This is a genomic window from Shewanella psychropiezotolerans (assembly GCF_007197555.1).
GTDB classification, from domain to species: domain Bacteria; phylum Pseudomonadota; class Gammaproteobacteria; order Enterobacterales; family Shewanellaceae; genus Shewanella; species Shewanella psychropiezotolerans.
Genome location: NZ_CP041614.1, coordinates 4,362,408 through 4,388,610 on the forward strand (window position 1 = coordinate 4,362,408; position 26,203 = coordinate 4,388,610).

The 26,203-nt window shown below is 46.8% G+C and carries 28 protein-coding genes; 14 read left to right on the forward strand and 14 right to left on the reverse strand.

The features are described 5' to 3' along the window. The first annotated feature begins 406 nt into the window (after positions 1-406). The gene (locus tag FM037_RS19190) at positions 407-1,630 is read left to right on the forward strand and encodes a glycosyltransferase (RefSeq protein WP_144049048.1); all 1,224 of its coding nucleotides are present in this window, start codon (positions 407-409) and stop codon (positions 1,628-1,630) included. A 107-nt stretch (positions 1,631-1,737) separates the two neighbouring features. On the opposite strand, the gene FM037_RS19195 is transcribed toward FM037_RS19190, so the two are convergent. The 3 genes from FM037_RS19195 to FM037_RS19205 form a co-directional block, all read right to left on the reverse strand. Next, the gene (locus FM037_RS19195) at positions 1,738-2,220 is read right to left on the reverse strand and encodes a nuclear transport factor 2 family protein (protein ID WP_185976856.1); all 483 of its coding nucleotides are present in this window, start codon (positions 2,218-2,220) and stop codon (positions 1,738-1,740) included. A gap of 41 nt (positions 2,221-2,261) precedes the next feature. Continuing rightward, on the reverse strand, positions 2,262-3,923 hold the full coding sequence (locus FM037_RS19200) for a 2Fe-2S iron-sulfur cluster-binding protein (RefSeq protein WP_144047304.1): 1,662 nt from the start codon (positions 3,921-3,923) through the stop codon (positions 2,262-2,264). A gap of 200 nt (positions 3,924-4,123) precedes the next feature. Beyond that, on the reverse strand, positions 4,124-4,669 hold the full coding sequence (locus FM037_RS19205; RefSeq protein ID WP_144047305.1) for a carboxymuconolactone decarboxylase family protein: 546 nt from the start codon (positions 4,667-4,669) through the stop codon (positions 4,124-4,126). 160 nt (positions 4,670-4,829) lie between these two features. On the opposite strand from FM037_RS19205, the gene FM037_RS19210 reads away from it, so the two are divergent. From FM037_RS19210 to panP, 4 genes are all read left to right on the forward strand, one after another. After that, entirely contained in the window at positions 4,830-5,729 is a 900-nt protein-coding gene (locus FM037_RS19210) for a LysR family transcriptional regulator (RefSeq protein WP_144047306.1), read from the forward strand. A 266-nt stretch (positions 5,730-5,995) separates the two neighbouring features. Continuing rightward, positions 5,996-7,354 (forward strand): GntP family permease, encoded by a 1,359-nt coding sequence (locus FM037_RS19215; protein ID WP_144047307.1) that lies wholly within the window; start codon positions 5,996-5,998, stop codon positions 7,352-7,354. Between the two features lie 95 nt (positions 7,355-7,449). Then, positions 7,450-8,631 carry a glycerate kinase gene (locus FM037_RS19220; protein ID WP_144047308.1) on the forward strand — a complete coding sequence of 394 codons (1,182 nt, stop codon included), beginning with the start codon at positions 7,450-7,452 and terminating at the stop codon, positions 8,629-8,631. Between the two features lie 223 nt (positions 8,632-8,854). Beyond that, positions 8,855-10,513 (forward strand): pyridoxal-dependent aspartate 1-decarboxylase PanP, encoded by a 1,659-nt coding sequence (gene panP, locus FM037_RS19225; RefSeq protein ID WP_407695608.1) that lies wholly within the window; start codon positions 8,855-8,857, stop codon positions 10,511-10,513. Between the two features lie 31 nt (positions 10,514-10,544). Here panP and map read toward each other — a convergent pair whose 3' ends face one another. Together map and FM037_RS19235 are read right to left on the reverse strand one after the other, a co-directional pair. Further along, positions 10,545-11,318 carry a type I methionyl aminopeptidase gene (gene map, locus FM037_RS19230; RefSeq protein WP_144047309.1) on the reverse strand — a complete coding sequence of 258 codons (774 nt, stop codon included), beginning with the start codon at positions 11,316-11,318 and terminating at the stop codon, positions 10,545-10,547. After that, positions 11,315-11,530 carry a ParD-like family protein gene (locus tag FM037_RS19235; protein WP_144047310.1) on the reverse strand — a complete coding sequence of 72 codons (216 nt, stop codon included), beginning with the start codon at positions 11,528-11,530 and terminating at the stop codon, positions 11,315-11,317. Before FM037_RS19235 ends, map begins: the two co-directional genes overlap by 4 nt. Positions 11,531-11,764: 234 nt before the next feature. On the opposite strand from FM037_RS19235, the gene FM037_RS19240 reads away from it, so the two are divergent. From FM037_RS19240 to FM037_RS19255, 4 genes are all read left to right on the forward strand, one after another. Next, positions 11,765-12,658, forward strand: a complete 894-nt coding sequence (locus FM037_RS19240) for a metal ABC transporter substrate-binding protein (RefSeq protein WP_144047311.1) — start codon at positions 11,765-11,767, stop codon at positions 12,656-12,658. 210 nt (positions 12,659-12,868) lie between these two features. After that, positions 12,869-13,732, forward strand: coding sequence for a manganese/iron ABC transporter ATP-binding protein (locus FM037_RS19245; RefSeq protein ID WP_144047312.1), 864 nt, complete (start codon positions 12,869-12,871; stop codon positions 13,730-13,732). A gap of 63 nt (positions 13,733-13,795) precedes the next feature. Then, positions 13,796-14,749: a metal ABC transporter permease gene (locus FM037_RS19250; RefSeq protein WP_144047313.1), complete on the forward strand. Its 954-nt coding sequence runs from the start codon at positions 13,796-13,798 to the stop codon at positions 14,747-14,749. After that, the gene (locus FM037_RS19255; RefSeq protein ID WP_144047314.1) at positions 14,733-15,659 is read left to right on the forward strand and encodes a metal ABC transporter permease; all 927 of its coding nucleotides are present in this window, start codon (positions 14,733-14,735) and stop codon (positions 15,657-15,659) included. Before FM037_RS19250 ends, FM037_RS19255 begins: the two co-directional genes overlap by 17 nt. 81 nt (positions 15,660-15,740) lie before the next feature. On the opposite strand, the gene FM037_RS19260 is transcribed toward FM037_RS19255, so the two are convergent. After that, positions 15,741-16,367 carry a GNAT family N-acetyltransferase gene (locus FM037_RS19260; RefSeq protein ID WP_144047315.1) on the reverse strand — a complete coding sequence of 209 codons (627 nt, stop codon included), beginning with the start codon at positions 16,365-16,367 and terminating at the stop codon, positions 15,741-15,743. Between the two features lie 45 nt (positions 16,368-16,412). Then, a complete protein-coding gene (locus FM037_RS19265) occupies positions 16,413-16,814 on the reverse strand; it encodes a thiol-disulfide oxidoreductase DCC family protein (RefSeq protein WP_144047316.1) in 402 nt (133 codons plus the stop codon). 157 nt (positions 16,815-16,971) lie between these two features. Here FM037_RS19265 and FM037_RS19270 point away from each other — a divergent pair, with 157 nt between their 5' ends. After that, positions 16,972-17,451 carry a hypothetical protein gene (locus FM037_RS19270; protein WP_144047317.1) on the forward strand — a complete coding sequence of 160 codons (480 nt, stop codon included), beginning with the start codon at positions 16,972-16,974 and terminating at the stop codon, positions 17,449-17,451. Positions 17,452-17,576: 125 nt separating this feature from the next. Here the strand turns inward: FM037_RS19270 and FM037_RS29990 are convergent, their stop codons facing one another. Beyond that, positions 17,577-17,954 carry a type 2 periplasmic-binding domain-containing protein gene (locus FM037_RS29990; RefSeq protein WP_267874787.1) on the reverse strand — a complete coding sequence of 126 codons (378 nt, stop codon included), beginning with the start codon at positions 17,952-17,954 and terminating at the stop codon, positions 17,577-17,579. Continuing rightward, positions 17,951-18,847, reverse strand: coding sequence for a gamma subclass chorismate mutase AroQ (gene aroQ, locus FM037_RS29995; RefSeq protein ID WP_267874788.1), 897 nt, complete (start codon positions 18,845-18,847; stop codon positions 17,951-17,953). The genes FM037_RS29990 and aroQ overlap by 4 nt, the downstream gene beginning before the upstream one ends. Before the next feature lie 199 nt (positions 18,848-19,046). On the opposite strand from aroQ, the gene FM037_RS19280 reads away from it, so the two are divergent. From FM037_RS19280 to FM037_RS19295, 4 genes are all read left to right on the forward strand, one after another. Continuing rightward, a complete protein-coding gene (locus FM037_RS19280; RefSeq protein ID WP_144047318.1) occupies positions 19,047-19,922 on the forward strand; it encodes an AraC family transcriptional regulator in 876 nt (291 codons plus the stop codon). Between the two features lie 85 nt (positions 19,923-20,007). Next, positions 20,008-20,724, forward strand: a complete 717-nt coding sequence (locus FM037_RS19285; RefSeq protein ID WP_144047319.1) for an AzlC family ABC transporter permease — start codon at positions 20,008-20,010, stop codon at positions 20,722-20,724. After that, complete coding sequence (locus FM037_RS19290; RefSeq protein ID WP_144047320.1) at positions 20,721-21,023, forward strand: AzlD domain-containing protein; 303 nt, start codon at positions 20,721-20,723, stop codon at positions 21,021-21,023. Before FM037_RS19285 ends, FM037_RS19290 begins: the two co-directional genes overlap by 4 nt. A gap of 15 nt (positions 21,024-21,038) precedes the next feature. Beyond that, positions 21,039-21,380, forward strand: a complete 342-nt coding sequence (locus FM037_RS19295; RefSeq protein WP_144047321.1) for an NIPSNAP family protein — start codon at positions 21,039-21,041, stop codon at positions 21,378-21,380. A 22-nt stretch (positions 21,381-21,402) separates the two neighbouring features. Here FM037_RS19295 and FM037_RS19300 read toward each other — a convergent pair whose 3' ends face one another. From FM037_RS19300 to FM037_RS19320, 5 genes are all read right to left on the reverse strand, one after another. Then, complete coding sequence (locus FM037_RS19300; RefSeq protein WP_144047322.1) at positions 21,403-22,089, reverse strand: helix-turn-helix transcriptional regulator; 687 nt, start codon at positions 22,087-22,089, stop codon at positions 21,403-21,405. A 133-nt stretch (positions 22,090-22,222) separates the two neighbouring features. Further along, positions 22,223-22,717: a GyrI-like domain-containing protein gene (locus tag FM037_RS19305; RefSeq protein WP_144047323.1), complete on the reverse strand. Its 495-nt coding sequence runs from the start codon at positions 22,715-22,717 to the stop codon at positions 22,223-22,225. 99 nt (positions 22,718-22,816) lie between these two features. Then, positions 22,817-23,200, reverse strand: a complete 384-nt coding sequence (locus tag FM037_RS19310) for a VOC family protein (RefSeq protein ID WP_144047324.1) — start codon at positions 23,198-23,200, stop codon at positions 22,817-22,819. Between the two features lie 122 nt (positions 23,201-23,322). Continuing rightward, positions 23,323-23,865, reverse strand: coding sequence for a M16 family metallopeptidase (locus FM037_RS19315; protein WP_185976857.1), 543 nt, complete (start codon positions 23,863-23,865; stop codon positions 23,323-23,325). Next, positions 23,859-26,177 carry a M16 family metallopeptidase gene (locus FM037_RS19320; protein ID WP_185976858.1) on the reverse strand — a complete coding sequence of 773 codons (2,319 nt, stop codon included), beginning with the start codon at positions 26,175-26,177 and terminating at the stop codon, positions 23,859-23,861. The genes FM037_RS19315 and FM037_RS19320 overlap by 7 nt, the downstream gene beginning before the upstream one ends. Positions 26,178-26,203: the final 26 nt, after the last annotated feature.

The window sequence follows — 26,203 nt, forward strand, 5'->3', positions numbered from 1 at the left end:
GAGCTTCCGAAACAAGGACGTTTTGGCAGAGCCCACGGCAGGTGATAGATAACTATAAGGTTTTGGTATTCGACATAAAACCAAATACTAATTCAGCCTAATGAAACCCAAAAAGATACTTACAACTTATTATCAGACAAAAAATTTGAATGGCGACTCGCAGAAGTGTTTGCACATGAGGTCACTCATTCACATCCTTGTGATTGTGACATTCGTAAATCCATTTACAGCACCTGCTGCAGGCAATAAACACCAATGAAGCTTTGGTGATCAGCAAACTAACCAAATAACAAAACCAGTCCAATGAACCCACAATAGATATTTAACCAACTTGTTATCCGACAAGCTTGAACCTTCATCTGGTATACAATACCCTCCCATTAAAGTACCTATTATGTGAGAAATGATGAAGAAAGTATTAGTGATCGGCTATGTGTGGCCAGAGCCCAACTCATCGGCGGCAGGTACACATATGTTGTCGCTGTTAAGGCTTTACAGGCAACAAGGCTGGCAGGTCGAGTTCGCCACCCCGGCGCAGCCATCGGATCACATGATAGACCTAAGCCTAGAAGGTATATCCAGTAAAAATATCAGCTTGAACTGCGATAGCTTCGATACTTATATCATGGATTTTCAACCAGATATCGTCATGTTCGACCGTTTCATGATGGAAGAGCAGTTTGGCTGGCGCGTGGAAAAACACTGCCCCGATGCCATAAAAATACTCGATACCGAAGACCTACAATGCTTGCGTAATGCACGCCATCAAGCCGTTAAGAGTGAGCGAGCACTCACTCAAGCCGACCTGTTCAGCGATATAGCAAAACGTGAAATAGCCGCGATTCTTCGCTGTGACATCTCACTTATCATCTCAAGTTTCGAGATGGAGCTGCTACAAAACCAGTTTAAGCTTGACCCAAGCCTCTTGCATCACTTGCCGTTTATGGTGGACTTGAACAAGCGCCCGTCTCAGACAAAAACCTATGCTGAGCGTCAGCACTTTATGACCATAGGCAACTTTCGTCATGCCCCTAACTGGGACGCCGTGCTATATCTGCAAAAAATCTGGCCCTTGATCAGAAAACAGCTACCCCAGGCAGAGCTACATATCTATGGCTCCTACCCGCCACCGAAAGCCACCGCACTCAATAACCCCAAAACTGGCTTTATCATTAAGGGTTGGGCGGAAGATGCCTATCAGGTAATGGAGCAGTCTCGTGTCTGCTTAGCACCCATTCGTTTTGGTGCCGGTATCAAGGGTAAGCTACTCGATGCCATGATAATGCAGACCCCAAGCGTCACCACAAGTGTTGGCAGTGAAGGCATGATTCAAGATGAGCAGTGGCCTGGTTGCATTACAGATATTATCGATGACTTTGCCCAAGCTGCGGTTGATTTATACACTCAAGAATCACTCTGGACAGAGGCTCAAAGCCACGCCTCGAGTCTATTAACGGCGCGATACGATGGTGAGATGTTAGGGCAGAATTGGATGAAAAAGTTGGCTCATACAATAGAAAATATTGACCAACATAGGCTGAATAACTTTACCGGCGCCATGCTTAAGCATCACTCGATGGCGAGCACTAAGTATATGTCTCAGTGGATAGCGGCTAAGAATGCCAAGTAATGACTCAACCAGTAGCTCTGCAGACTGATTTACCAGAGCTACTCATCAACTTCCATCACAACAAAGCCATAAAGCACTGAAACAACCGTTTCCTAAACCACAGACCCCTAAAGCCCTAGTTCAGTCAGCCCAGGATGTTCATCTGGCCGGCGTCCTATGGGCCAATAAAATTTACGTTCAATCTCTTCAATCTTCAGATCATTGATACTGGCGTGGCGCTGCTCCATCAAGCCGTTTTCATCAAATTGCCAATTCTCGTTACCATAGGCTCGATACCATTGACCACTAGCATCGCAATATTCATAGGCAAAACGTACCGCAATGCGATGGCTATCCACCGCCCATACCTCTTTAATCAATCTATATTCAGTCTCTTGCTGCCATTTGGCTGTGAGCAGCTGGATAATTTCATCTCGTCCCTGCACAAATTGATCACGATTACGCCAAATTGAGTTTTCACTGTATGCCTTCGCTATTTTTTCCGGTTGCTGTCCATTCCAGGCATCTTCGGCCATTCTTGCTTTAATCACTGCACTGGCTTGATCATAGGGCGGCAGTGGTGCTTTTTTGTCATTACTTATGTTATTCATATCAATTTCTCACTGTATGTCTTGCTTGCACCAGTAATGGATTAAAGATCCAGAGTCAGCACTTGTGTCTTTGCTCGGGAAACACAGGGGCAGAACAACTGTAGTTGCTCTTTTTCAATATCGGTCAGTACACTGTCTCTATGGTCAGGTTTTCCCTCTATCACAGGTATCGCGCACTGTTTACAGCTTCCAGACTGACAGCTAAAAGGTGTATCAATATCGGCAGCGAGTAAGGCATCGAGAACCGACTCATCGGCAGCAACCTTAAGTTTCAGTTTCGATTTAACTAGCTTCACCGTGAATGCCTTATCCTCAACAGAGGTTTCTTCTCCGCTGCCACCGAAGCCTTCGCTTCTGATCCGGTCGCTATCTATACCCTGCTCGTTGGCCATAAACTTCATCTCACTGAGCATCTTTTGTGGGCCACAGATATAGAAGATGGTATTTTTGGGTGCCCTCGATAACACATGACGTAAATTCATTCGCCTATTTTCGTCACTGGGATAAATTGATATCGACTCACCAAACTCTCGCTCTAGTCGGTCCCTAAAAGCCATATCCTTAATACTTCGGCCACAATAGTGCAGTGAAAGCGTTACGCCTCTCGACTTTAAGTATTGCGACAGCGGCTTTATCACAGTGATCCCAACCCCTCCGGCAATCAAGATTGCAGGCTCAGACCCTGAGTGCACATCGAAGTGGTTGCTTGGTAAATCACAGTTAATCACCATTCCAATTTGAAAGTTATGGTGGATCGAATGGGATGCACTCTTGTGGAGATCATGCTCCCGACCTTGGCCAGTCTCGCTACTTAAGCGTTTAGCGAGTACCGCTATCTCATAGAAGTTTCGGCGCGAGGGATTAGAGCAGATAGAATAGGAGCGCTGCACCAGCGTGCCATCATTGAGCAGAACCGGCACTCGAATATGAGAACCTGCAGTCACTAAAGGCAACTCTCCTCCACCAGCGGCTTTAAATTCAAAGGCACGTATTTCAGGTGTCAATTGACGTATGCCGCTGATAACCAGACTCAGTGGCCCCTCGCCTAAAGTGGCAGGGCCCGGTCTGCCAACGTTTTCGGCCTTTTCCATTGGCTTATTTTCAGGTTGCTCAAGCTGTTTAGCTTCTAATCGCTTAGCTTCGGCGAGTCTTGCCGCTACAATGTCCTCCACCTCAGCTTCACTATACCTGGGCGTGATATGTTTAGGGCAGTTCCAATCGAAGGCTTCAACTTGGATAACGAAAGCACGCTCGACTCTGGCCCGGTAATCATCATCCTGCAGCAGACCCAGCATTTCTGAGTCATTTACATCCACAAGCTTTACCCTACCTAGCAACTTAAGTCGGGTCTTGTTGGGATAATCCATAAAAAACAGTGACACCTTGTCATTGTTAGCGAAATTACCTGTGCTGATATACTGGCGGTTACCATTATAATCGGCAAAGCCAATGGTCTTCTCATCGAGCACTTTCATAAAGCCCTTCGGCCCACCTCGATGTTGAATGTAAGGCCAGTCGGTTTCACTCACACTGGCCATATAGAAACTGTCACGAGCCTGAATAAATTCTGTTTCAGCAATGCCAAGGTGATCATTAAAGTCCTCGCCACCTTCCATCCGCTCATAACCTTTACGGCTGCCAAGCCTCGCCTGGACCTCTTTCACGGCAAGTGTGAAGCCTATCTCAGCAAATTTATGACCCATGACTTTATCTCCAATAACTCGATAAACTTATCCGACTGCTACAACTTTTTAGCTGATATTCCAGCTAAAGAGTGACAGCAGCGTATCTCACCTGACAGAGTTGAAAATAGCCCTCTAAGACAGGTGAGAATAGCGCTCTAAGACAAGTGAAACAATTATCTGACACAAGTGTCAAGTTTTACCGTTTCAACTCACAGCAATTAAGCCACTTTGTTCAGTGACATTTTTGGAAAGTCGATATCTAATTGACTCGCCTTTCCGAGAATATTGGTCATCACGTTCATGCCAACATGAGTAATAATTTCGACTATATCTGCCTCGGTGTAGCCCGCAGCGCGCACTTCAGTTAACTCGGCATTGGTCACATCACCCTTATGTTCGGCGAGAGATGTAGCAAATTTAACCGCCGCAGCAGCCTTTGCATCTTGGCTGGTGCCAGCGCGATTAGCCGCTATTTCATCACCATTGAGACCCGCTTTTCGACCCAGTGCAGTGTGAGCTGATAGGCAATACTCACAGCTGTTTTGTTCAGCCAAGGCTAATGCAATACGCTCACGTGTCAGCGGCGTTAAGCTACCTTCCCCAGCTATGCCGTGTAAACCTAAGAAAGCACGAAGTGCGGCTGGTGAATTGGCGAACACTTTCAAGAAATTTGGCACCATACCCAGCTGAGACTGAATCGCTTCTAAAAGTGCTTTTTGTTCGTTAGTGGCTGTGTCGTTTTCGATTAAATTAATGCGGCTCATGGTCGTTCTCCATTATATGAATTGCTCGTTGGTTTATCGGTAACAAGCCCTTCTCTGCTTGCTTGGTAACTAGATTGCCAAATTTCACTTTAAAGAAGAATACCCGTATATTACATTTAATAATTCCAATAAATGGAACAACCAAAAAAGTGGAATAACAATGGATAGATTTCATCTTCTCAGAGTATTTATTGCTGTAGCTGAAGAGCAAGGGTTCGCTGCCGCGGCAAGAAGACTGAACATGTCACCACCAGCGGTCACCCGAGCGATAGCAGGGCTGGAGGAGCAACTGAATGTAAAACTACTTAATCGCACCACTCGTTATGTCAGAGCGACCGATGTAGGGCTGCGCTATTTAGATGATGCCAGACGCATCTTGGCTGAATTGAGCGCTGCCGATGAAGCGGTAACGGGAATAAATGCAGAGCCCCAGGGACATCTTGCCATCACGGCACCTGTGATGTTCGGCAGCCTGTTCGTAATGCCGACCATAGTCAAATACCTGCAGCAGCACCCAAAAATGGAGGTCTCGGCCATCTTTCTCGACCGAGTGGTCAATATGCTTGAAGAAGGCATAGATGTCGGGGTGCGAATAGGTCAACTCCCAGATTCCAGCATGCGTGCCAGGCATGTAGGCTCTGTCAGACTGGTGCTTTGTGCATCACCACAATATATCCAGGAATACGGCATTCCCCTGCATCCCGACGAACTAGACCAACATACCGTTATCGCCTCAAAGGCCGGCAATAATGGTCTGGATTGGCGCTTTCCCGATGGTAAGAGTATCAAGTCAATCAAGGTCAAACCTCGACTGACGGTCACCACTAACGACGCCGCCATCTCTTCAGCCGTCGAAGGCTTGGGTATCACCCGCTTACTCTCATATCAAATCGCCCCGCAACTCGCCTCGGGTGAACTTAAAATTTTACTGGAGGGCTTCGAGCCCGAACCCCGGCCTGTGCATATCATTCATCGAGAGGGCCCCAATGGCTCGGCCAAGGTGCGCAGTTTAGTTGACCTGTTAGCGAAACAGCTTAGCCAACATCCGGCGCTCAATTAAACAAACAACGCTACCTCTCCTCAATAGGTGTGGTTAAACGCTCAAATTATCGCTGAGCCTCATCTGACCACTAAATATATTTGTGCAAACGCACAAATATATTACCGATAAAGGTGATAAATCAGTCACTAGACACGATGTCAGATTGTACTCAGCACAGGATAATAGCCAAAGCCTGAAATACCTTAGCCGTCGACCTTCAAAAACGGCGAGTGAACCGGGTCAAATAAAAAAGTAAGCTAATAATACCCAAACAGGGACACCCTATGAGCCAAGTCATGATCTTGTTGGCAGTGATATTTTTCATTGTTATTGCCACCTCAAAATTCAAACTACATCCATTTTTAACGCTGATTTTAGCCTCATTCCTTACCGCATTTGCCTACGGATTACCCAGCGCAGATATTGCCAAGACCATCACTAGCGGATTCGGTGGTATTCTTGGCTATATTGGCCTGGTTATCGTACTCGGTACTATTATCGGTACCATATTGGAGAAGAGCGGCGCGGCCATCACCATGGCAGATGTAGTCATCAAGGTGCTGGGGAAACGTTTTCCTACCCTGACCATGTCGATTATCGGCTACCTGGTCTCAATTCCTGTCTTTTGTGACTCAGGTTTCGTGATCCTTAACTCCTTGAAACAATCTATGGCCAATCGCATGAAGGTCTCGAGTGTCTCCATGAGTGTCGCCTTAGCCACGGGTCTGTATGCGACTCACACGTTCGTGCCGCCAACACCCGGCCCTATTGCCGCTGCGGGTAACTTAGGTCTGGAATCGAATCTCGGCTTAGTCATCTTTGTCGGTGTGTTTGTCGCGGCCGTTGCCGCACTTGCAGGCACGCTGTGGGCTAACCGTTTTGCCAATGTTGAGCCGGACGGTGAAGGTGCGGAAGAACTTAACAAGAATGTAGAAGACTTCGACACGCTAAAAGAAGCCTATGGCACACTGCCAAGCCCGACTCGCGCCTTTGCCCCTATCTTCGTGCCCATCTTACTCATCTGCTTTGGCTCAGTCGCTAACTTCCCTTCAGCGCCGCTTGGCAATGGTCTGTTATTTGATGTGCTCGCCTTCCTGGGTCAGCCAGTAAACGCCCTTATGATTGGTCTGTTCCTGTCTATTTCACTGCTTAAAAGCAGTGAAAAGATTAAAGAGTTCAGCGAGCGCATCACTCAAGGTCTAGTGGTTGCCGCCCCCATTCTGCTAATCACAGGTGCAGGCGGTGCATTCGGCGCCGTGCTTAAAGCGACAGAGATTGGCACCTTCCTTGGGACATCACTTTCAGCATTAGGCATAGGCATCTTCATGCCATTTATCGTCGCCGCAGCCCTTAAATCGGCCCAAGGTTCATCGACAGTGGCATTAGTGACCACATCGGCCTTAGTGGCACCTATGCTGGGTGATATCGGTCTTGCCAGTGAAATGGGACGAGTACTGACTGTGATGGCCATCGGAGCCGGCGCTATGACGGTTTCTCATGCCAATGACAGCTTCTTCTGGGTCGTGACTCAATTTAGCCGCATGAGTGTTAAGCAAGCCTATAAAGCACAAACTATGGCGACGCTAGTGCAAGGCATAACCGCAATGACCTTAGTGTATATCTTGAGTCTCATTCTGCTTTAAACGCCAGGCCCAGAGTTCAGTGGCTGTCACAGCAGCCACTGACATTTTATTGTTTTTAGTACCCAGTTCTTCTGACTGCTTTAGGATCCCCACCAATGAAAATAGTTATCGCTCCCGATTCATTCAAAGAAAGCCTGAGTGCGATGGAAGTAGCCAACGAAATCGAACGCGGCTTTAAATCTGTCCTGCCCGACACTGAGTATCTAAAGTTGCCTGTTGCCGACGGCGGTGAAGGCACTGTGCAGTCTATGGTCGATGCGACAAACGGTTCCATTATCGAGCTCGATGTTATCGGCCCCCTGGGAAAACGAGTCAGTGCTCATTACGGGATCTTAGGAAATGAGTTTATTGGTGACAGTAAGACAGCCATCATAGAGATGGCGTCGGCCTCGGGCCTACATCATGTCTCAGTCGAGAAACGCGACCCTCGTATCACCACCAGCTATGGCACAGGCCAGCTTATCTGTGATGCGCTCAACCGCGGCATCAAACACATCATAATTGGCCTAGGTGGCAGTGCCACCAACGATGGCGGCGCAGGTATGGCACAGGCACTTGGTATTCATCTGCTCGATGAGTCAGGCAAAGCCCTGAGTGTGGGCGGTTCGGCATTAAACGAGCTTCACACCATAGACATGAAAGATCTCCATCCCCTTATCCAGCGCTGTGAATTTATCGTCGCCTGTGACGTAGATAACCCTTTGTGTGGTGAGAAAGGCGCGTCGGTAATTTTTGGTCCACAAAAAGGCGCTACACCCGAAATGGTAACCAGCCTGGATGCGGCCTTGACTCGATACGCCGACATTATCGCCAAGACTATTGCTAACAAACAGATCAATGACACTAAAATTGAAGACAAGCGCAATACACCAGGTGCAGGCGCCGCCGGCGGAATGGGGCTGGGTGTCATGGCATTCCTAAACGCCACACTCAAACCCGGCATAGATATCGTCATGGAAACCGTAAAACTCGACGAAAAAATTGCAGGCGCAGATCTGGTGATCACAGGAGAAGGCAGACTCGACAGCCAAACCCTGCACGGTAAGACCCCAATGGGCGTCACGCGCGTCGCCAACTCACAGGGTATTCCTGTTATCGCCATAGCAGGCTGCGTCAGTGATGATGCCAATATGCTACTCGAACATGGCCTATCTGCCATCTTCTCCATCACTCCCAGGGCGCTGCCACTGGAGGATGTGCTTGCCAATGCTAAACACAACTTATTTACCGCGTCGCAGAATATCGCAGCTCTCTATGCCATGAAGATAAAGGCGTAATGCCGTCCTCGAAGACGATAAAATGAGGCTATCCTCTCTTTATCGTCTTCAGATAACCTCAATGGCACTCAGCCCAAACAATCGCCACCGCTTTACATTCCCCATGAATCGTTTTAACTTTTCCACTTGATGCACCAAAGCGCATAAAGTAAAGTGACTCCCCTTTGGAAAACTGCAACAAATAGCAGTTCCTGTTGAATAGTGTGATAGCTAAGAGATAACCATGTCGATGACACCCAGACGAGCCACAGCTTCTGAAGAGGCATTACTGCGCATCTTCACCGTACCGGAAGCCCCTGATTCAACATTAAGCGTCATCGAGCAAAACATATCGCAAAACTTGATGGGCTTCCTGCAAGAAAGTGTGGTTGCCATCGAGAAGCCTCTGTCTGAGATAGAGCTAGACTTCCAACAGCATCAGATCCCCTCTGCGCCTCAGTTTGTTTCAGACTATGCCGATGAGATGATGAAAACCTTAGTAGCGCATTCGGTTCATACGTCATCGCCTAGCTTTATCGGTCACATGACCTCGGCTCTACCTTACTTCGTCTTGCCTCTGTCTAAGATGATGGTTGGCCTCAACCAGAATCTGGTAAAAATTGAGACCTCTAAGGCCTTTACGCCACTGGAACGTCAGGTCTTAGGTATGATGCATCACCTGATCTACAGTGAAGATGATAAGTTTTACAAAAGCTGGATGCACAGCGCTAACTACTCCCTCGGGGCATTTTGTTCAGGCGGCACGGTCGCCAACATCACAGCTTTGTGGATAGCTCGTAATCAGTTACTCAAGGCCGACGGTGACTTCAAAGGGGTTTCGGCTCAAGGCCTGATGAAAGGTCTCCGTCATTATGGCTATGATGATCTGGCCATCTTAGTCTCCGAGCGTGGTCACTACTCGTTAGCAAAAACGGCAGACTTGCTTGGCATAGGCCGTGAGAACATCATTAAAGTCCCCACATCGAGTGATAACAAGGTCGATGTGGATAAGATGCGCGCAATGGCGAAACAGCTTAAGCATGACAACATCAAGGTCATGGCCATCGTCGGCGTCGCGGGCACCACAGAGACAGGCAATATCGACCCCTTAGATGAGCTTGCAACATTGGCAAGCGAGCTTAAGTGTCATTTCCATGTTGATGCGGCTTGGGGCGGAGCATCGCTGTTATCGAACAAGTATCGCCATCTGCTTAAAGGCATAGAGCGTGCGGACTCAGTGACAATCGATGCGCATAAACAGATGTATGTGCCCATGGGCGCAGGTATGGTTATCTTCAAAGACCCAAGTTTTGCCAACGCCATTAAGCATCATGCAGAATATATTTTACGAAAAGGCTCTAAAGATTTAGGCAGTCAAACTCTGGAAGGTTCACGCCCGGGAATGGCCATGTTGGTCCATGCCTGCCTGCAAGTCATTGGCCGGGATGGTTACGAGATATTAATCAACAACAGTTTAGAGAAGGCGCGTTATTTCGCCGAGCTTATCCAGCAGCAAGAAGATTTCCAACTGGTATCAGAACCTGAGCTCTGTCTGCTCACCTATCGCTATGTGCCAAAATCGGTACAGCTGGCGATGCAAGAGACAAGAGAGAGCGGCAACACTGAGAAGTTAATCGAATTTAACGGCTTACTCGACGGTCTGACTAAGTTTGTCCAGAAACGTCAACGAGAACAAGGCACCTCATTTGTGTCTCGTACCCGTATTAATCCCGAAAGTAGCAGCGGACTCAATATTCAATCTGTGGTTTTTCGTGTGGTTTTGGCTAATCCCCTCACCACCCGTGAGATATTGCAGCAGGTCTTAGCCGAGCAGATAGAGATAGCCAAACAAGATAATAAATTCTTGCCGCAACTGTTAGCACTCGCCTCTCACTCGTCTTAACCATGTGACAAAACCATAAAGAAGCCGTTTATCAAACGGCTTCAGTTTCCCTTAAGGTCAACACCTCGAAACCCGTTTGGGTTACTAAGATAGTGTGTTCCCACTGAGCCGATAGCTTCTTATCCCGGGTCACCACGGTCCAGCCATCTTTCTTGGTTTTTATTTTGGCATTTCCCTGATTGATCATAGGCTCAATGGTAAAAGTCATTCCAGGTTTCAATGTTAAGCCCAAACCTGGCCGACCGTAATGCAATACTTGTGGCTCTTCATGCATTTCACGCCCTATACCGTGGCCGCAATACTCCTTCACTACGCTGTAACCCGATTTCTCGACATGTTTCTGTATGGCATGGCCTACATCTCCCAGTGTGGCGCCGGGTTTAACCACATTTATCCCCAGCCACATGGCTTCATAGGTGGTCTGCACCAATCTCTTAGCCAGTGGGCTGGCATCGGGTAACAGATAAGTCTTACTCGAGTCCGCAATGAAGTCATGCTTTTCCAAGGTGATATCGACATTGACGATATCGGTGCTCTTCAACCTATAAGTTGCAGAAGGTATGCCGTGGCAGACCACCTCATTGACCGAGGTATTGAGCGAATATTGATAACCGTATTGACCTTTGCTGGCGGGACGAGCGTCAAGCTCGTTAACGATGAAGTCTTCGACCTTATTGTTGATCTCCATGGTGGTGATTCCCACCCGAATATACTCATCTAGCATCTTAAACACCCGGGCCAGTAGCTTGCCCGATTGCCTCATTAACTCAGCTTCAACGGCTGACTTGATCTGAATGTCACTCATGACTTACCTTCATGAAGAATGCCTTCTAAAGATACGTTTTCATCCCTGAGGCGTTGCTGCAATATCTCATTGAAGGTTAACGTCGGATTCAACTCGGCTAGCATGCCGGTCTTGATCCAAAACTCCACTTGGGAGTTGATCGATCTCGACATCACATTGCTCGACTTTCTGATCTCTTCATGGAGTTCATCTGAAATTTTAACCAGTCCCAAAATGCACCTTTATATGGTTTATATATAAAACATATATGTATTATATATAAAACGTATATACCCATCAAGCCCTGACTCAGATACCAATATCAATAGCCCAGATCAACACCTTCCCTTTCCCCTTCACACTTTACGACTTAATTGATAATAATTATCATTTGCATTGAGAAAGCACTTATTCCCTGCTAGCATTGAGTCGGTCCACCACGTAACCGCACATAACAAGGAAAAAATATGTTTCGTACATTTGGTTTGCTGCTCGCTATCACCCTCTCCTTCTGGTCGCAAGACCTGCTTGCCAGCCAGAGTGATAAGTTTAAGATCATCACCACCTTCACCGTTATCGCCGACATGGCGAGAAACGTGGCAGGCGACGCCGCTATTGTCGAGTCCATCACCAAACCAGATGCCGAAATTCATAACTATCAGGCGACGCCGGGCGACATTCGTCGTGCACAGGGGGCCGATCTTATCCTGTATAACGGCCTAAATCTGGAACTCTGGTTCGATAAGTTTTTTTACAATCTCAGTGAAGTCCCCCGCACCATAGTCACCAAAGGCATAGAGCCTATGGGAATTTCTCAGGGCCCCTATTCCGGTAAGCCTAATCCCCACGCCTGGATGTCCGCCCCCAATGCGCTGATCTATGTGGAAAATATCCGCCAAGCCTTGGTCAAGTATGACAGCGGCAATGCCGCAAGCTATAACACCAACGCCAAACGTTATTCGGCGCAGATCCTCGCCGCAGTCGCGCCATTCAAGGCGCTATTAGATGCGGTGCCGGAGGAGAAACGTTGGCTGGTAACCAGTGAGGGAGCGTTTAGCTACCTGACTCGAGACTATGATCTGAAGGAGCTCTACCTCTGGCCCATCAATGCCGATGCCCAAGGCACACCTCAGCAGGTGAGAAAGGTTATCGATCAGATGAGGCAGCATAAAATCCCAGTCATCTTCAGTGAGAGCACGGTATCGGCCAAACCCGCTCAGCAGGTGGCACGAGAAACCGGAGCCAAATACGGAGGCATGCTCTATGTCGACTCTCTGAGCAGCACTTCTGGCCCAGTGCCGACCTATATCGAGCTGCTAACGACAACCTTGAGTACCATAGCCAGAGGATTAAACGACTAATGACAGTACTCACAACTGAATTTATAGCTAGTCTCACAGTTAACGACATCACATTCCCCTCTAGCAACAACCTGAAGATAAGCACTTTAAAGACCATAGGCAGAGGACTAAACGACTAATGACAGCACTTATTACGAGTCTCACAGTTAACGACATCACTGTCCCCTATCGCAACGGCCAGCTGACAAGCAGCTTAAGGACCAACGACTAATGACTGCACTCACTAGCGGACTCACAGTTAACGACATCACAGTCACCTACCGCAACGGTCATACTGCAATTCATGATGCCAGCTTTGACCTGCCTAAGGGGTCAATCACAGCCCTGGTCGGCGTCAATGGCAGCGGCAAGTCCACCCTATTTAAATCCATCATGGGCTTCGTCACTCTGGCTAAGGGCAAAGTTGAGATCTTGGGTCTTTCGGTTAAACAGGCCCTAAAGAGCAACCTGGTGGCCTATGTTCCCCAGAGCGAAGAGATAGATTGGAATTTTCCTGTGCTAGTAGAAGATGTGGTCATGATGGGTCGATATGGCCATATGAACATGTTTCGCATCGCTAGCAAGCATGATGAACAGATGGTGAATATCGCCCTGGACAGGGTCAATATGAGGGAGTTTCGCAAGCGTCAGATAGGGGAGCTTTCCGGCGGGCAGAAGAAGCGTATCTTTCTTGCCAGAGCTCTGGCCCAAGAGGGGCAAGTCATCTTACTCGATGAGCCTTTCACCGGTGTGGATGTGAAGACCGAAGATCAAATCATGGCACTACTGCGTGAGCTACGCGCCGAGGGCAAGGTTATCTTAGTATCGACCCATAACCTGGGCAGTGTACCCGAGTTTTGTGACAGAACGGTACTCATCAACCGCACCGTACTCGCCGCAGGCCCCACCAAATCGGTATTCACTCAGGAAAATCTGCAACTGGCATTTGGCGGCGTGCTGCGTCACTTCGTATTAGGAGGTAAAGACCTCCATGAAGATGATGATGCCAGGCAGGTAACCTTACTGACGGATCATGAGCGGCCTGTGGTGTTATACGGTGATGACAGCAAGACTCAGGTTGTTAGCAGTGAATAGTATTTGGAAAATAGCGATAGAAGTGAATTCTTGATTAAAGTACCAGCTTAAAAAGTGAACCCTATGATTGAAACTCTATTACAGCCATTCGAATATGGCTACATGGTAAATGCCATCTTTATCAGTGCCCTGGTCGGTGGCGTATGCGCCTTCCTATCAGCCTATCTGATGCTCAAGGGCTGGTCTCTTATCGGCGACGCCCTGTCACACTCCATCGTTCCCGGTGTCGCTGGCGCCTATATGTTAGGTTTGCCCTTCGCCCTGGGCGCCTTCTTTTCCGGAGGACTCGCGGCAACGACCATGCTGTTTCTCAGTCAACGCTCTAAGCTTAAAGAAGATGCCATCATAGGCCTAATCTTCACCTCCTTCTTCGGCCTCGGCCTGTTTATGATCTCCCTCTCCCCCACTTCGGTGAACATTCAAACCATAGTACTGGGGAATATTTTGGCAATCACCCCGGAAGATACCCTACAACTCCTGTTGATTTCCGGTATATCTTTGGCCGTGCTGGTACTGAAATGGCGAGATCTTATGGTGGTTTTCTTCGATGAGAACCACGCCAGAAGCATAGGCCTCAATCCCAATGCTCTGAAGATCCTCTTCTTCACCTTACTGAGTGCATCGACTGTGGCGGCGTTGCAGACCGTGGGCGCGTTTCTGGTTATTGCCATGGTAGTGACCCCCGGAGCTACCGCTTATCAGCTTAGCGACCGATTTGGCATTGTCGTCATCTTGAGTGTCGCCATAGGCGCTATTACCTCTTTTGTTGGCGCCTACTTAAGCTTCTTTATCGATGGTGCTACTGGCGGCATCATAGTGGTTTTACAGGCATGTGTCTTCGTGCTGACATTTGTGTTTGCCCCTAAACATGGTTACCTGGCGGCGAGGCACAGGGCGAAACGCTTCTCAGCTCCAAGCTTAAAAACGACCTCTAAAAAAATATCGCCAAGCATGCTAGAACAAAAGTCGAAAAACATCTCAGTCGATACAGGAGTCCCCAATGACCAGTTTATTTAACTCAGATCTGGACACATTACTCTTACCCTTTAGCTTTACCTTCATGCATCAAGCCTTCGTGATCGTCTTGTTAGTGGCGATTCCCACCTCAGTGCTCTCCTGCTTTCTCGTGCTCAAGGGCTGGTCCCTGATGGGAGATGCCATCTCCCATTCGGTACTGCCAGGAGTTATCTTGGCCTATGTGCTGTCTATCCCCTACGCCATAGGCGCGTTCGCCGCCGGCATGTTCTGCGCCTTAGCCACGGGGTTTATCAAGGACAACAGTCGTCTCAAGGAGGACACTGTGATGGGCGTAGTGTTTTCCAGCATGTTTGGTTTAGGTCTGGTGCTGATGACTAAGGTTGAGACTGGGGTCCATCTGGACCATATCTTGTTCGGCGATGTGCTCGGAGTGAGCTGGACAGACGTGCTCGAAGCTGGGGGCATTGCGCTGCTGGTAATAAGCTTCATCCTATTCAAGGGGCGGGATCTGCTGGTGTTTGTCTTCGATCAGCAACATGCCAAAGCCATAGGATTGCCCGTAGGTCTGCTGCATTATGGTTTGCTGTCGATACTCTCCCTCACCATAGTCGGCGCACTTAAGGCCGTTGGCATGATTCTGGTTGTCGCCATGCTGATAGCTCCCGGGGCCACCGCCTTCCTGTTAACCCGTAAGTTTCAATCTATGATGCTAATCGCCCTGCTTATCTCGACCTTGACCTCCTTCCTGGGCGTCTATCTCAGCTTCTTCATCGATAGTGCCCCCGCGCCCACCATCATCATGCTGATGACGCTGATCTTCATCTGTGTGTTCTTCTATTCCGGCTATCAGACGAAACGAGCCTCCGCCGCCCTAGACCCAAAAGACCAGAAAAACCAACAAGATCAGCAGCACAGTTTAGAAACGCCCAAAGAGGCGTTCGCCGAATAACGAGTCAATCAGGTCAGATAAATGAAATGAGATAAACAAGGAGCGGCTGGCTTATACCGATTGGTATCAGATACTAAGCCGCTAATCTTGAAAAACGATATGGTAAAATACCTGTTGGTCTGTATCGTCAACGCCCTTTTCAGAATCTTCTGACGACACAAAGCAGAGGCTGAATCCAGTGTTAACTAACACAGCAATCGATGCCAGATTACTACTTTCAACACCGGCGACGATCTTGCAAACATGAATCAGACTATCTTTAACAGAAGACCTTACACTATTGACTGGAGATTTTGCCCAAGCCACCAGCCCCTTAATCATCTCACAAGCAAAGCCTTGTCCCCATTGTGACTCCGTGAGCAGATAACCTAAGTGTAATGTAACCACTTTATCGCTTGGCAACTCTTGCTCTTGATGCCGCTCCTCATGTAAGAAGATGAAACCTATCACTTGGCGGGTTTCACGCTTTCTCACCACTAAGAAACTGCACTCCTCGACCCTGGCCTCTAGCCAGATCTTAGCTTCCTCGAGATTATGAATATTTTGCCAACCCGGCGGCAAGGCGCGGGTCACATTTGGGGTGAGAATATCCAGTGTCATACTGGCAAGCTCTGCCATATCCGGCACTTGATGATTGGCTGAGTCAGGCCAAGCTGAAATAACCAACCTTGGGGTCTCGAATTGGTACAATAAAGCAGAATTTTCCATATGCCCTCTCTTAATATCAATCAATCTAATTAATACAAGTTAATATCAATCAATAAACCGGCTACGCAGATCTTCTGTAGGCAGCATACAGGCATCGCGTTTGCCGAAGAGTGAATAACGCCGACTCCCCAACCAGTGATAGCAATAATCCCTGAATGAACGAGGCAAGACCGAAAATATCCTCAGCAGAGGCCATAAACCGGATAGGTCTTTACAGATCTCAAGCGCCGCATCGGTACGGGTATAACATTTTCCCTGCTTGATAAGAAAGAAGGTATCGCCGTAATCATTCACAAGCGAATACCTAGCCATCAAGTCTTTTGCAGCCTCGCTTTGCATAGGCGTAAAGCAAAAAATTTGCTTAGGATCTCGCTTAATGATGAAGTTGACCGCGTTATTGCAGAGATTACACACACCATCGAAGATGATGATATTTCTGGTTTCCATGGCACTCCTTACTTTTTCTTATACAAAGTGGCTGCTGGGCTTAAGATTTACATTTAAATCCTGATTTCTGGTTCAGAAATTGCTCGGTTTACTGAGACGAAGTCGACTCGATAATATACGCAAAGATATCCCATAGTTCCAATGGAAGGACAGTAACATGATGACAGTTAATGGCTACAATGCTTATTTAAATACAGACACACATATTAGTAAGCCATCACAGGTTCAAGCTAGCCATCATATTGCGTCAAATTCAGTCCAATCTCCGGAGCCCCAGAGTCATATCATCGACCCAAACAGCCAATATCAAGACCGAGTCACACTTTCATCGAGCGCTCAAACCGCTGAAAGTCCCGAGGCCGACACCTATGAACAACTTGGCTCACAAGCCAAACAAAGAGCCAGCTTACAAGATATAATGCAGGTCATACTGGATAAACGCACTGGCATTGACCGTGATAAATTAGATGAGATAGAGGCTCAAATACAGGCTATTGCAAAGAGTGACACCCTAAGCAAAGAGCAGAAGGAGGCACAGATCAAACTGTTAGAGGAGCAAAAGACACAACTAATTCAAGAGTTTGTCGAGAAAAACGAACAAAACCAGCAAGAATACGATAATAAAATCACGTCATAGCCACCGATGTTTAGCGCAACATTCATAGCGACTAAAGATAGCGGCAAAGCGGATGCCGTTTGCAGGCAAGGATTAGCCGCAATAACGGCAAGAAATAAATACCAGCAGCCAATCCTTGAAAATAATTAAATATAGCGAGCGAAAACTCTCGCCATAGTGCCGTCCTTGATCGTAATTTCTAGCCAAGTGTCTACGTATTCTTTCCAAATAAGATCTCTGTTCATCAAGAACGCCTTGGCCGAATAACTCAGGTTAGTATCAGGCATTGCGGCGCATAGCTTAGGATGTTTCTTAGATTGCACCTGTACCTCAATACGATCGGTGAACATCACATCGGCGCGGCCGTCGATGATCTCTTGGAATACTGTCACATTACTGCCATGAACAATGACCTTAGCCTGCTTAATATTGCCATCGACGAAGCGCTGATTCGTACCACCTTTATTGACGATAACTCGCGTGTCCGGCGTATCTATCTTGGCTAAGGAATCATACTGACTCACGTTAGCACACAGGCTAATCGGTGTTTTCCCCCCTCCAGATAAACATCAGACATCAAACCTACCTGTTGACGAAATAGCTTCTTCGAAATGCCACTCATCATGATATCAAAATCTTGGCTTTGCAGATCTGCTATCAGATCTGTCCAACTCGTAGATAAAAATACAGCTTTGGCCCCCAAAGAAGCGGCCAACTGATTTGCCAGCTCTATGTCTATCCCTCTTCTGTGCGTCCCCGCTAAATATGAAAACGGCTCATAGTCGCCGGTGGTACCGACTATCATAATTTTTTGAGCCAGTATCTTGTCTAATGCCGACGAATAAACTTTAGGCTTCACTGAAGTTAATGCTCTGAACAACAAGGCTTTCTCTTCAAGGCTCACAAACTGGGTATCTATGGAATGATTAAATATCACAAAGTCATGCTCCCCCTGATGACTCGCAATCCTTTGAATAATCGATTTGCCTAGTACTATCAGTTTGGGACGAATTTCAGACAAGCTAAGTTCGGAACGAGTGGCCCCTTGTAACTCAGGAGGCAAACCATGCTCGGTCCATTGCTGATAATATTTCCCCTGTATCTTCTTAGCTAATTCGATTTGAACCCGAAAAAAGTTCTCGATCGCCTGAGATGCTATCCCTTGCTCCTTTGCCATCGAGACGCTCTTCTCGATCACCAATTTCTCTCTGGTGAGGTCTTCAATCGCTAACTTATGTTGCCATTTATATAAGGCCACAGCTTTCATGTAGCCAAGACGTGTATTCATTTCTGAATAAAGCGCCTGATTTTCATCATCCTCGGCATGAGCAGAGAAAGACAAGAGCGTCAGTAAACTTAAGCATAATACTGCGTATAGACGGACGGAATTAAGGGTATAAAAACGAAGAGAGGCCATAAAAAAGATCAAGATGACTGAAATGGAGCACAAAGATATCAGTTACACCTAATATTGCAACAGAGACAACAAGCTAGCCTGACTAATCGATAGGGTAACGACATTACCTAGCACTAGTACTGGCATTAAATGAGCACAATTTTGTACAAAAGCATTAGCCATTTATGCGCTATGATGACTCAGTACAACGAGGAGTATCATGGAACAAGCGGCACCTAAGGCAGACAAGCAAGATTCTGCCCGACAGAGAAACAATAGTGAAAAAGCGGAATTTACCTTGGCCCAAGAGCTGGGTGGTATTGAGCTACTCGATGCCAGCTATCAAAAACAGAACTTTTCCCGTCACAGTCATGAAGGCTACACCGTTGGTGTGATAGATACAGGTGCCCAGAAGTTCTTTCGTACCGGCAGCAATCACCTAGCGCCGCAGAACAGTATCATCTTAGTCAACGCCGATGAGGTACATAACGGCTGCTCTGCCACAGAGAATGGCTGGTCTTATCGCGCCATGTATCCTCTTCCCGAGCAATTTGCCTCGATCAACCAAGAATTAGGACTGGCCTCGACAGGCGCACCTTACTTTCCCGACGCTGTGGTCCACGACAAGTCGATGGCCGACATGCTCCGCATGACGTTTCAGACTCTTAAAGAGTCCGATAACCGCCTGCTGCGGGAATCTGTTGTCTACTCCACCATGATTAAACTCATGGCACGCCACAGCACACACAGAGGAGAAAACCAGACACAGGCCTTGGCTCAGCCTCAATTGGCACTGGTTAAACAATTTCTCGACGATCACCCCAACGCCGATATCTCTCTGGAAGAGTTGGCAGTGTTAGCCGGGCTCAGCCCCTTCTATTTAATCAAACAATTTCAGCGCACCTTTGGCCTACCGCCCCATGCCTATCAGATCCAAGCGCGAGTCAGACTCGCCAAGAAACGGATCCGAAGTGGCGATAAGCTACTGGATGTCGCCTTAGCCTGTGGTTTTCACGATCAAAGCCACCTCAACCGTCACTTTAAACGCACCATGGGGGTCACACCAGGCCAATATGCAAAAGAGTTTACCAGATAAATGAGTGCAAGTTTGTACAAGCCAGCGGATCTCAGATAGGTTAACTTAGTGGTTAATGTTACCAATAGAAGTGTTCAAAAGATTAATGAGTTCCCAAATACAAACATTAAAGGCTGAGGGGAAATTTAACGGCTTCTTAAAGGGCACCTTAGCTGTGATGCCATTAACCATAGCCGTCATTCCCTGGGGCATTTTAGCAGGCTCCTTTGCACTTGACGCCGGACTGTCTCCCTTCGAGAGTCAGGCCATGTCGGCCATCATTTTCGCAGGCTCGGCCCAGTTGGTTGCACTTGGCATGATCAAAGCTGGTGTTGGCTTAACCAGCATCTTAATCACCACCTTACTCATCACCTCGCGGCACTTTCTCTATGGCATGGCCATGCGCCCCCAAATTAGTCCCTTGCCACTCAAGTGGCGGCTAGTCTTAGGCTTTCTGCTTACCGATGAACTCTTTGCCATCGCTAATCAAGGCAAGCAACACAAGCTGGATCCCTGGTATGCATTCGGCGGCGGATTTAGCTTTTATCTGGGCTGGAACCTAGCCACGGCGGCCGGTATTATCGCGGGTCAAACAATCCCAAACCTCGACAGCTGGGGACTGGATTTTGCCATCGCGGCCACCTTTATCGCCATTGTCGTTCCTTCGGTAAAGAAACCTTCAATGCTATTTTGTGTACTAGTCTCTCTCGTCGGCGCCGTTGTCTGTGAGCTATTAGCCATCCCCGCTGGACTACTCATCGCAGCACTGCTTGGCATGACCTCCGGCACACTCTACGCCAAGCTGACAGGAGAGAAAACATGATTTGGTTGACTATTTTAGCCATGGCAGCAGTAGTATTTGGCAGTCGATATCTGTTTCTGGAGCCAAGGCTGCCGGTACGATTAAGCAAAAACACCTTAGCATTCCTGAGTTATTCGGCCCCAGCTGTTCTCACAGCCATTTTCGCTCCCATCGTCTTTATTCGAGAAAATCAGTTAGATTTGAGTTTAGATAACAGCTATTTGATATGCGCAATCTTAGCCGCATTTTTGGCATATACCACACGCAGCGTACTGTTAACCACAGTACTGAGCATGGGGCTCTTCTTCGTTATTCACTAGGGTAAAGGAATAAAAATGACTTCGAACGAAAATTTGGAACACCCAAGAATGCAGGTCACTTGTCATGTTAGATACGTAATAAACCCGGAAATGATTGAGGAGTTTGAACACTATGCCAAACTCTGGATACCGCTAGTTGAAAAGTTTGGTGGCCAACATCATGGCTACTTTCTGCCTGGCGAGGGAGCAAATGATATCGCTATAGCCTTATTCTCTTTTCCTAGTTTGGCTGTTTACGAAATCTATCGGAATGATTCAGCCAAAGATGCTGATTGTCTCGCTGCATTTGACTTCGCCAAAAAACATAAATTCATTTTAAGATATGAGCGTAATTTTATGCGTCCTGTACTAGGCTAATATTTATGGACACTATTGCGTCCTAATTGTAACCGTACTTAGCCTCCATCGCCTCGATATAGTCCTGCATCTCCTCACCGGGCGTCACTGAAAAGTGCCGGCCTAAATTGGTGAGTCCGGTGATCCTATCGACCCTGAAGTTACGAAAATCATCTCTGAGTTCACACCAGGCGAGCAAGGTCCAGGTTCCCTTCCAAAAATAGATGGCCAGAGGGCGGATCTCTCGCTGAGTATTAGCCTCTTTGACATCCCGATATTCCATCGACAGGTATTCCCGTAATCTGGATGCAATTCTCAACACATCGAGAAATTTAAACTCATCGGTGTCGATATAAAAGTCCGGAGCAAACATCAGGGACTGATAATCCTGCAAACGTGCAGGTAAGACTGCTTCAACCTTGATCATCGCCTGCTTGGCGGCGCTGGAGAGCTCTTTACCGCCCCAGGCTTGTACCATACGCATGCCGACTTGAATCGCTTCAAGCTCGGCTTCATTGAACATCAAAGGTGGGACATTGACCTCATGGCGCAGCAGGTAACCGACACCGGCCTCGCCTTCGATAGGGATACCACTGAGACAGAGATCTTGCACATCGCGATATATGGTTCGGGTCGACACTTCCAGCCTCTCAGCCAGCTCTTTGGCCGTCGTTAAACGGCGATGACGCAGTAGTTGAACTAGCTGAAATAATCTGTCGGCTCGGCGCATGAGTCACCTCAATATTGAACATCAAACAGATGACATCCAGCTCTAAAACACTGGCTCTGCAAAACATATCTCTAACAAAACAAAAAGTGCCAAGCCCGATTGACTTAGCACACTCTTTGGTACGAAATTAAGGCTATCTAAGCTTGATGCCAATGTAAATATCTACACCGTCATTGGAGGTGTAGCACTCATAATCTGTGCTATAACTCCGCTCAAATTGGCAATTTTCATCATTAAAATAATGCCATACCTGACCCCAAAGACTGATCACCACGGCAGGCATCTCACCAATAGCACTAAAACGCAGGTATTCTCCGGCGGCTAACGTCAGTCCAGTCAGCTCCGAATTATCGGCTCCCACTTTAGTTAACCCTACCACTAATCCCGCGAGAACAGAGAACTCACCATTATGATCGGATTCATAGTCGTAATAACTGCCATAAACTGGCGAACTCATATTGCTCTGAACATCAGATAAGCTTATAAACTGCTGCCAAAGCGGCCCAATTTTCTGAGTATCGGCAACTTGCTCGGCACGATTTGATGTTCTTACCGCCAGTCCCCTTAACTCAATCACCTCTTGGGTTACCAAAACCGGCGAAACCACATCTTCCTTTATCACAGTCATCTGCTTTCCTTTAGCCTAAAGCCATTTTACTCACTCAAGTAATACCAAGCATGAGCCGGAACTAATCCGGCCCACCCACTCGCAACCTACAACTAGCCACTATTTATCTTTTGACCACAGGCCGACAGTATTGCCTTCGCTATCTTCGAATAACGCGATGAAACCGCACTCGCCTTCTTTGATAGGCATGACAGGAAGGAGCACTTTTACGCCAGCTTGGGTAATACTCTCAACCAGAGGAGACAGTTTCTCACTCAAGTGCAGATAAAGCACACTACCATGGGCCGACGGCTTCATCATCTCATGTTTAACCAAGCCAATACTGGCCGCTTCCTTATCCTCAGTTTCTAGAATCGCCATCTCCATATCGTTCATGACTTCGCGTCTAAAACTGACACCAAAATGCTTGCCATAAAACTCAACGGCTCTATCCATGTTTTCGACAGCTATTTCGCCCCAGACTAGCGGTGCTTGATGTAACATATTGAACTCCTTTCAATTACTAAGTTCACACTCAACATGAGTGCTTCTCCCTTAGCGACGAAACAAGGATAAACCAGGCCTACTGACAGCATAGTGTCAGTAGGCTTTCAGACAGGACAAATTTATTGCTTTATAACACTATTAGATATTTTCTCAGGAAGAACCTTAACAATCACTTCTCTTTCCTGAACTAGGTACCGGTTTGCAGTTTGAGTGATATCGGCCACAGTCACGGCACTCAACTCTTGTGTAAATTGATTAAATCGATCAAAACGAGCCGGGGCGCTATAAGCTTGGCTAGCCAAGTCTAACCAAAACCAGTTACTATTCACTGCATTTTTAACATCTTTAATGATAGGAGCTCTGGCTCTTAATAACTCATCATCTGTAATTGCGCCCTCTTTCTTCACCTCGTCAGTTATCAGTTTATAAGCCGCCTCAACTTTATCTATATCACCAAGCTTTATGTTACTGCTCATACCAATGAAACCGTAACCATCCAGAGAATCTGAATTAGTGCTAAATGCATAGGGAGAATAAGAAACGCCCATTGACTCTCTTAGCTTTTTCGTCAACTTTAATGTGAGTATCTCTTGCAGAAGTTGCAATCTGCGCATGCTCTTCACATCACGATCGTCATCAGTTTTCCAATAGGTGTTTAGCAACGCGGTGTCCACCCCCCTCGATGAAACAAGATAACAGTTTGGGGCTCAGGAAAATCTATTCCCTTTAGATAATGGTGACTTGGGAGCTTAAACCGCTGTGACAAGGCGCCAAATGTTTCAGCTACCGCTGAAATTGCTTTTTGATTATTGATATCACCCACAATCGCAATTTCAATCGGCCCATTCTTCATGATCCGTTCGATAACAGGTCTAAGTTCAGCAAATGTGCGCTGCTGAATCTCAGATAAGGGTCCAAGCCCAAAACGCTTATCCTCACCATATAAAGTGCGCATGAATTGTGTATCAATCACATGTTCTGGACTGGAGCTAGCCATTTGCTCACTGACTTTGATCTCATGTCTAAAAAAAGATTCCCCTTCCGAACGATAAGCCTGTTCCGTCAAGAGTGCAGTCAATACTTGCAGCTGCAGCTTTAATTCATCAGGCGTCGTACTGTAAGTTCCACCTAAACTGTCTAACCCGACGCCTAAAGCCATTGAGACATTCTTATCGAGAAAGATATTATGCAGCTCATCGAATGTGTGTTTTTTCAACCCACCTGACTGGTAACCATACTCAAAAAGATTAATTAACCCATCTTTGTCAGCAGGAAAATCCTCAAGGCCATGACCAACACGTAAAGAGATAAACACCTGTCCCTTATCAAACTCTGTTTGCTTTACGTTTACTACAACACCGTTGTTGAACTGGACAGATTTTATCCCACTCACTTTATTTGTTTTTTCAGATACAACTTTCCCTTTATCACCAAAGTTTACGTATTGAAACTCGACTTCTTCACGTGCCTCCAAGGGATAAACTTGAGTATTTAAGCTTTGGTTATATACCTTTAATATTGCTGCTTCTGCATCTTCAATTTCAATATTGCTTGTGAGATAAACACTGGGAGCAGCCCCTGACCATAACAGTCTAAAATGCTCAGCGACCTGTTCCGCTTTAATACCCACAATGTTCTTTTGAAAGAACGCTAAATTATCCTTCGCCGACAACACTGATTCTCGATTTTCAACAGCTTGAGTCACCGAGTCCGCAATAACATAATTCGGAACAGTCTCTTCAGATTGGACAGCCAGTTTCAAATCAGCTTCAAAGCTTGCCACTAACCGATCTATCTCCTTTTGCGTAAAACCAAACTCTAAGGTTTGACCTAAGCTTTGCTCAATCAACTCAAGTGCTGATGGCCATTGCTCTGCATCGATATAACTTGAAACACTACTAATGGTTGCCAGTTCCGAACGCTCTTGATAGGCCGCAGCTCCCGTCATCAAGTTATCGCTGTTAATAGCAATATCATTGAGTCGAATAGACAGGGCAGTATTAGCAAGATAAGTTAACAGATCACCAAGACGTTTTTTACGACTATCTGGCTCAACTTTAGCTGGTGTGATCACATTAATGGAGATACGACTATCGATACTCTTATCGATAAAAGCATGGGTACTAATTTCAGTATTGACGACCAATTTCCCAAAGTCCGGTTCATCGAGGCTTTCATCCGCCGTCCAATCTGAGAACTGCTTTTGAATCGCTTTTTTGACCCGTTCAGGGTTAAAGTCTCCTGTAACAATCAATGTTGTACGCTTTGGTGTGTAATACCTGTGATAAAACTCCACCAGAATATCTTGAGTAACAGACTTAATACCTTGAGATGAACCAACCGGGATCTTGTTGATGTAATCAGTCCCCGGATAGGCAAACCGAATCCAATCAAGAAAACTGTTAAATTCAGGCCCCTGCTTGCCTCTAACCTCAGCGTTTAATACCCCTCTTTCTCTTGCAACCGCAGCTTTATCAATCGTCAGGTTACTACTGGTTTCCCTCATAATAAATAAAGCTTTTTCAATAAGCTCTTCTTCAGCGCTAGGCAGTGACAACTGATAAACCGTCTGCGTAAAATCGGTGAACGCATTGGTATGAGCACCGAAAGCGAGCCCATCCCTTTGCAACATAGTGATCATTTCACCTTCAGGAATATTTTTAGACCCATTAAATGCCATATGTTCCAAAAAATGTGCCACACCTGGCTGCGGGCCTTTTTCCAATGCTGACCCTGCACGGATATGCAGCCGGATTTCCACCTCATCTTTCGGAGATTGACTTTGAATTAGTATGTATCTCATACCATTCTCTAACACATATGGCTTAACTCTGGGATGCAGTGTCAGATCAGTTTTCGGATACCAAAGTGCATCATTCTTATCTACTGGCTGTAAGGGAGCAGCATCGATAAATCCAATAGGAATAACCAGTGTAAAAATGATGACTAGTAAACTCGATCGAATACGCAACATATTCCATAACCTCATGAATTTATATA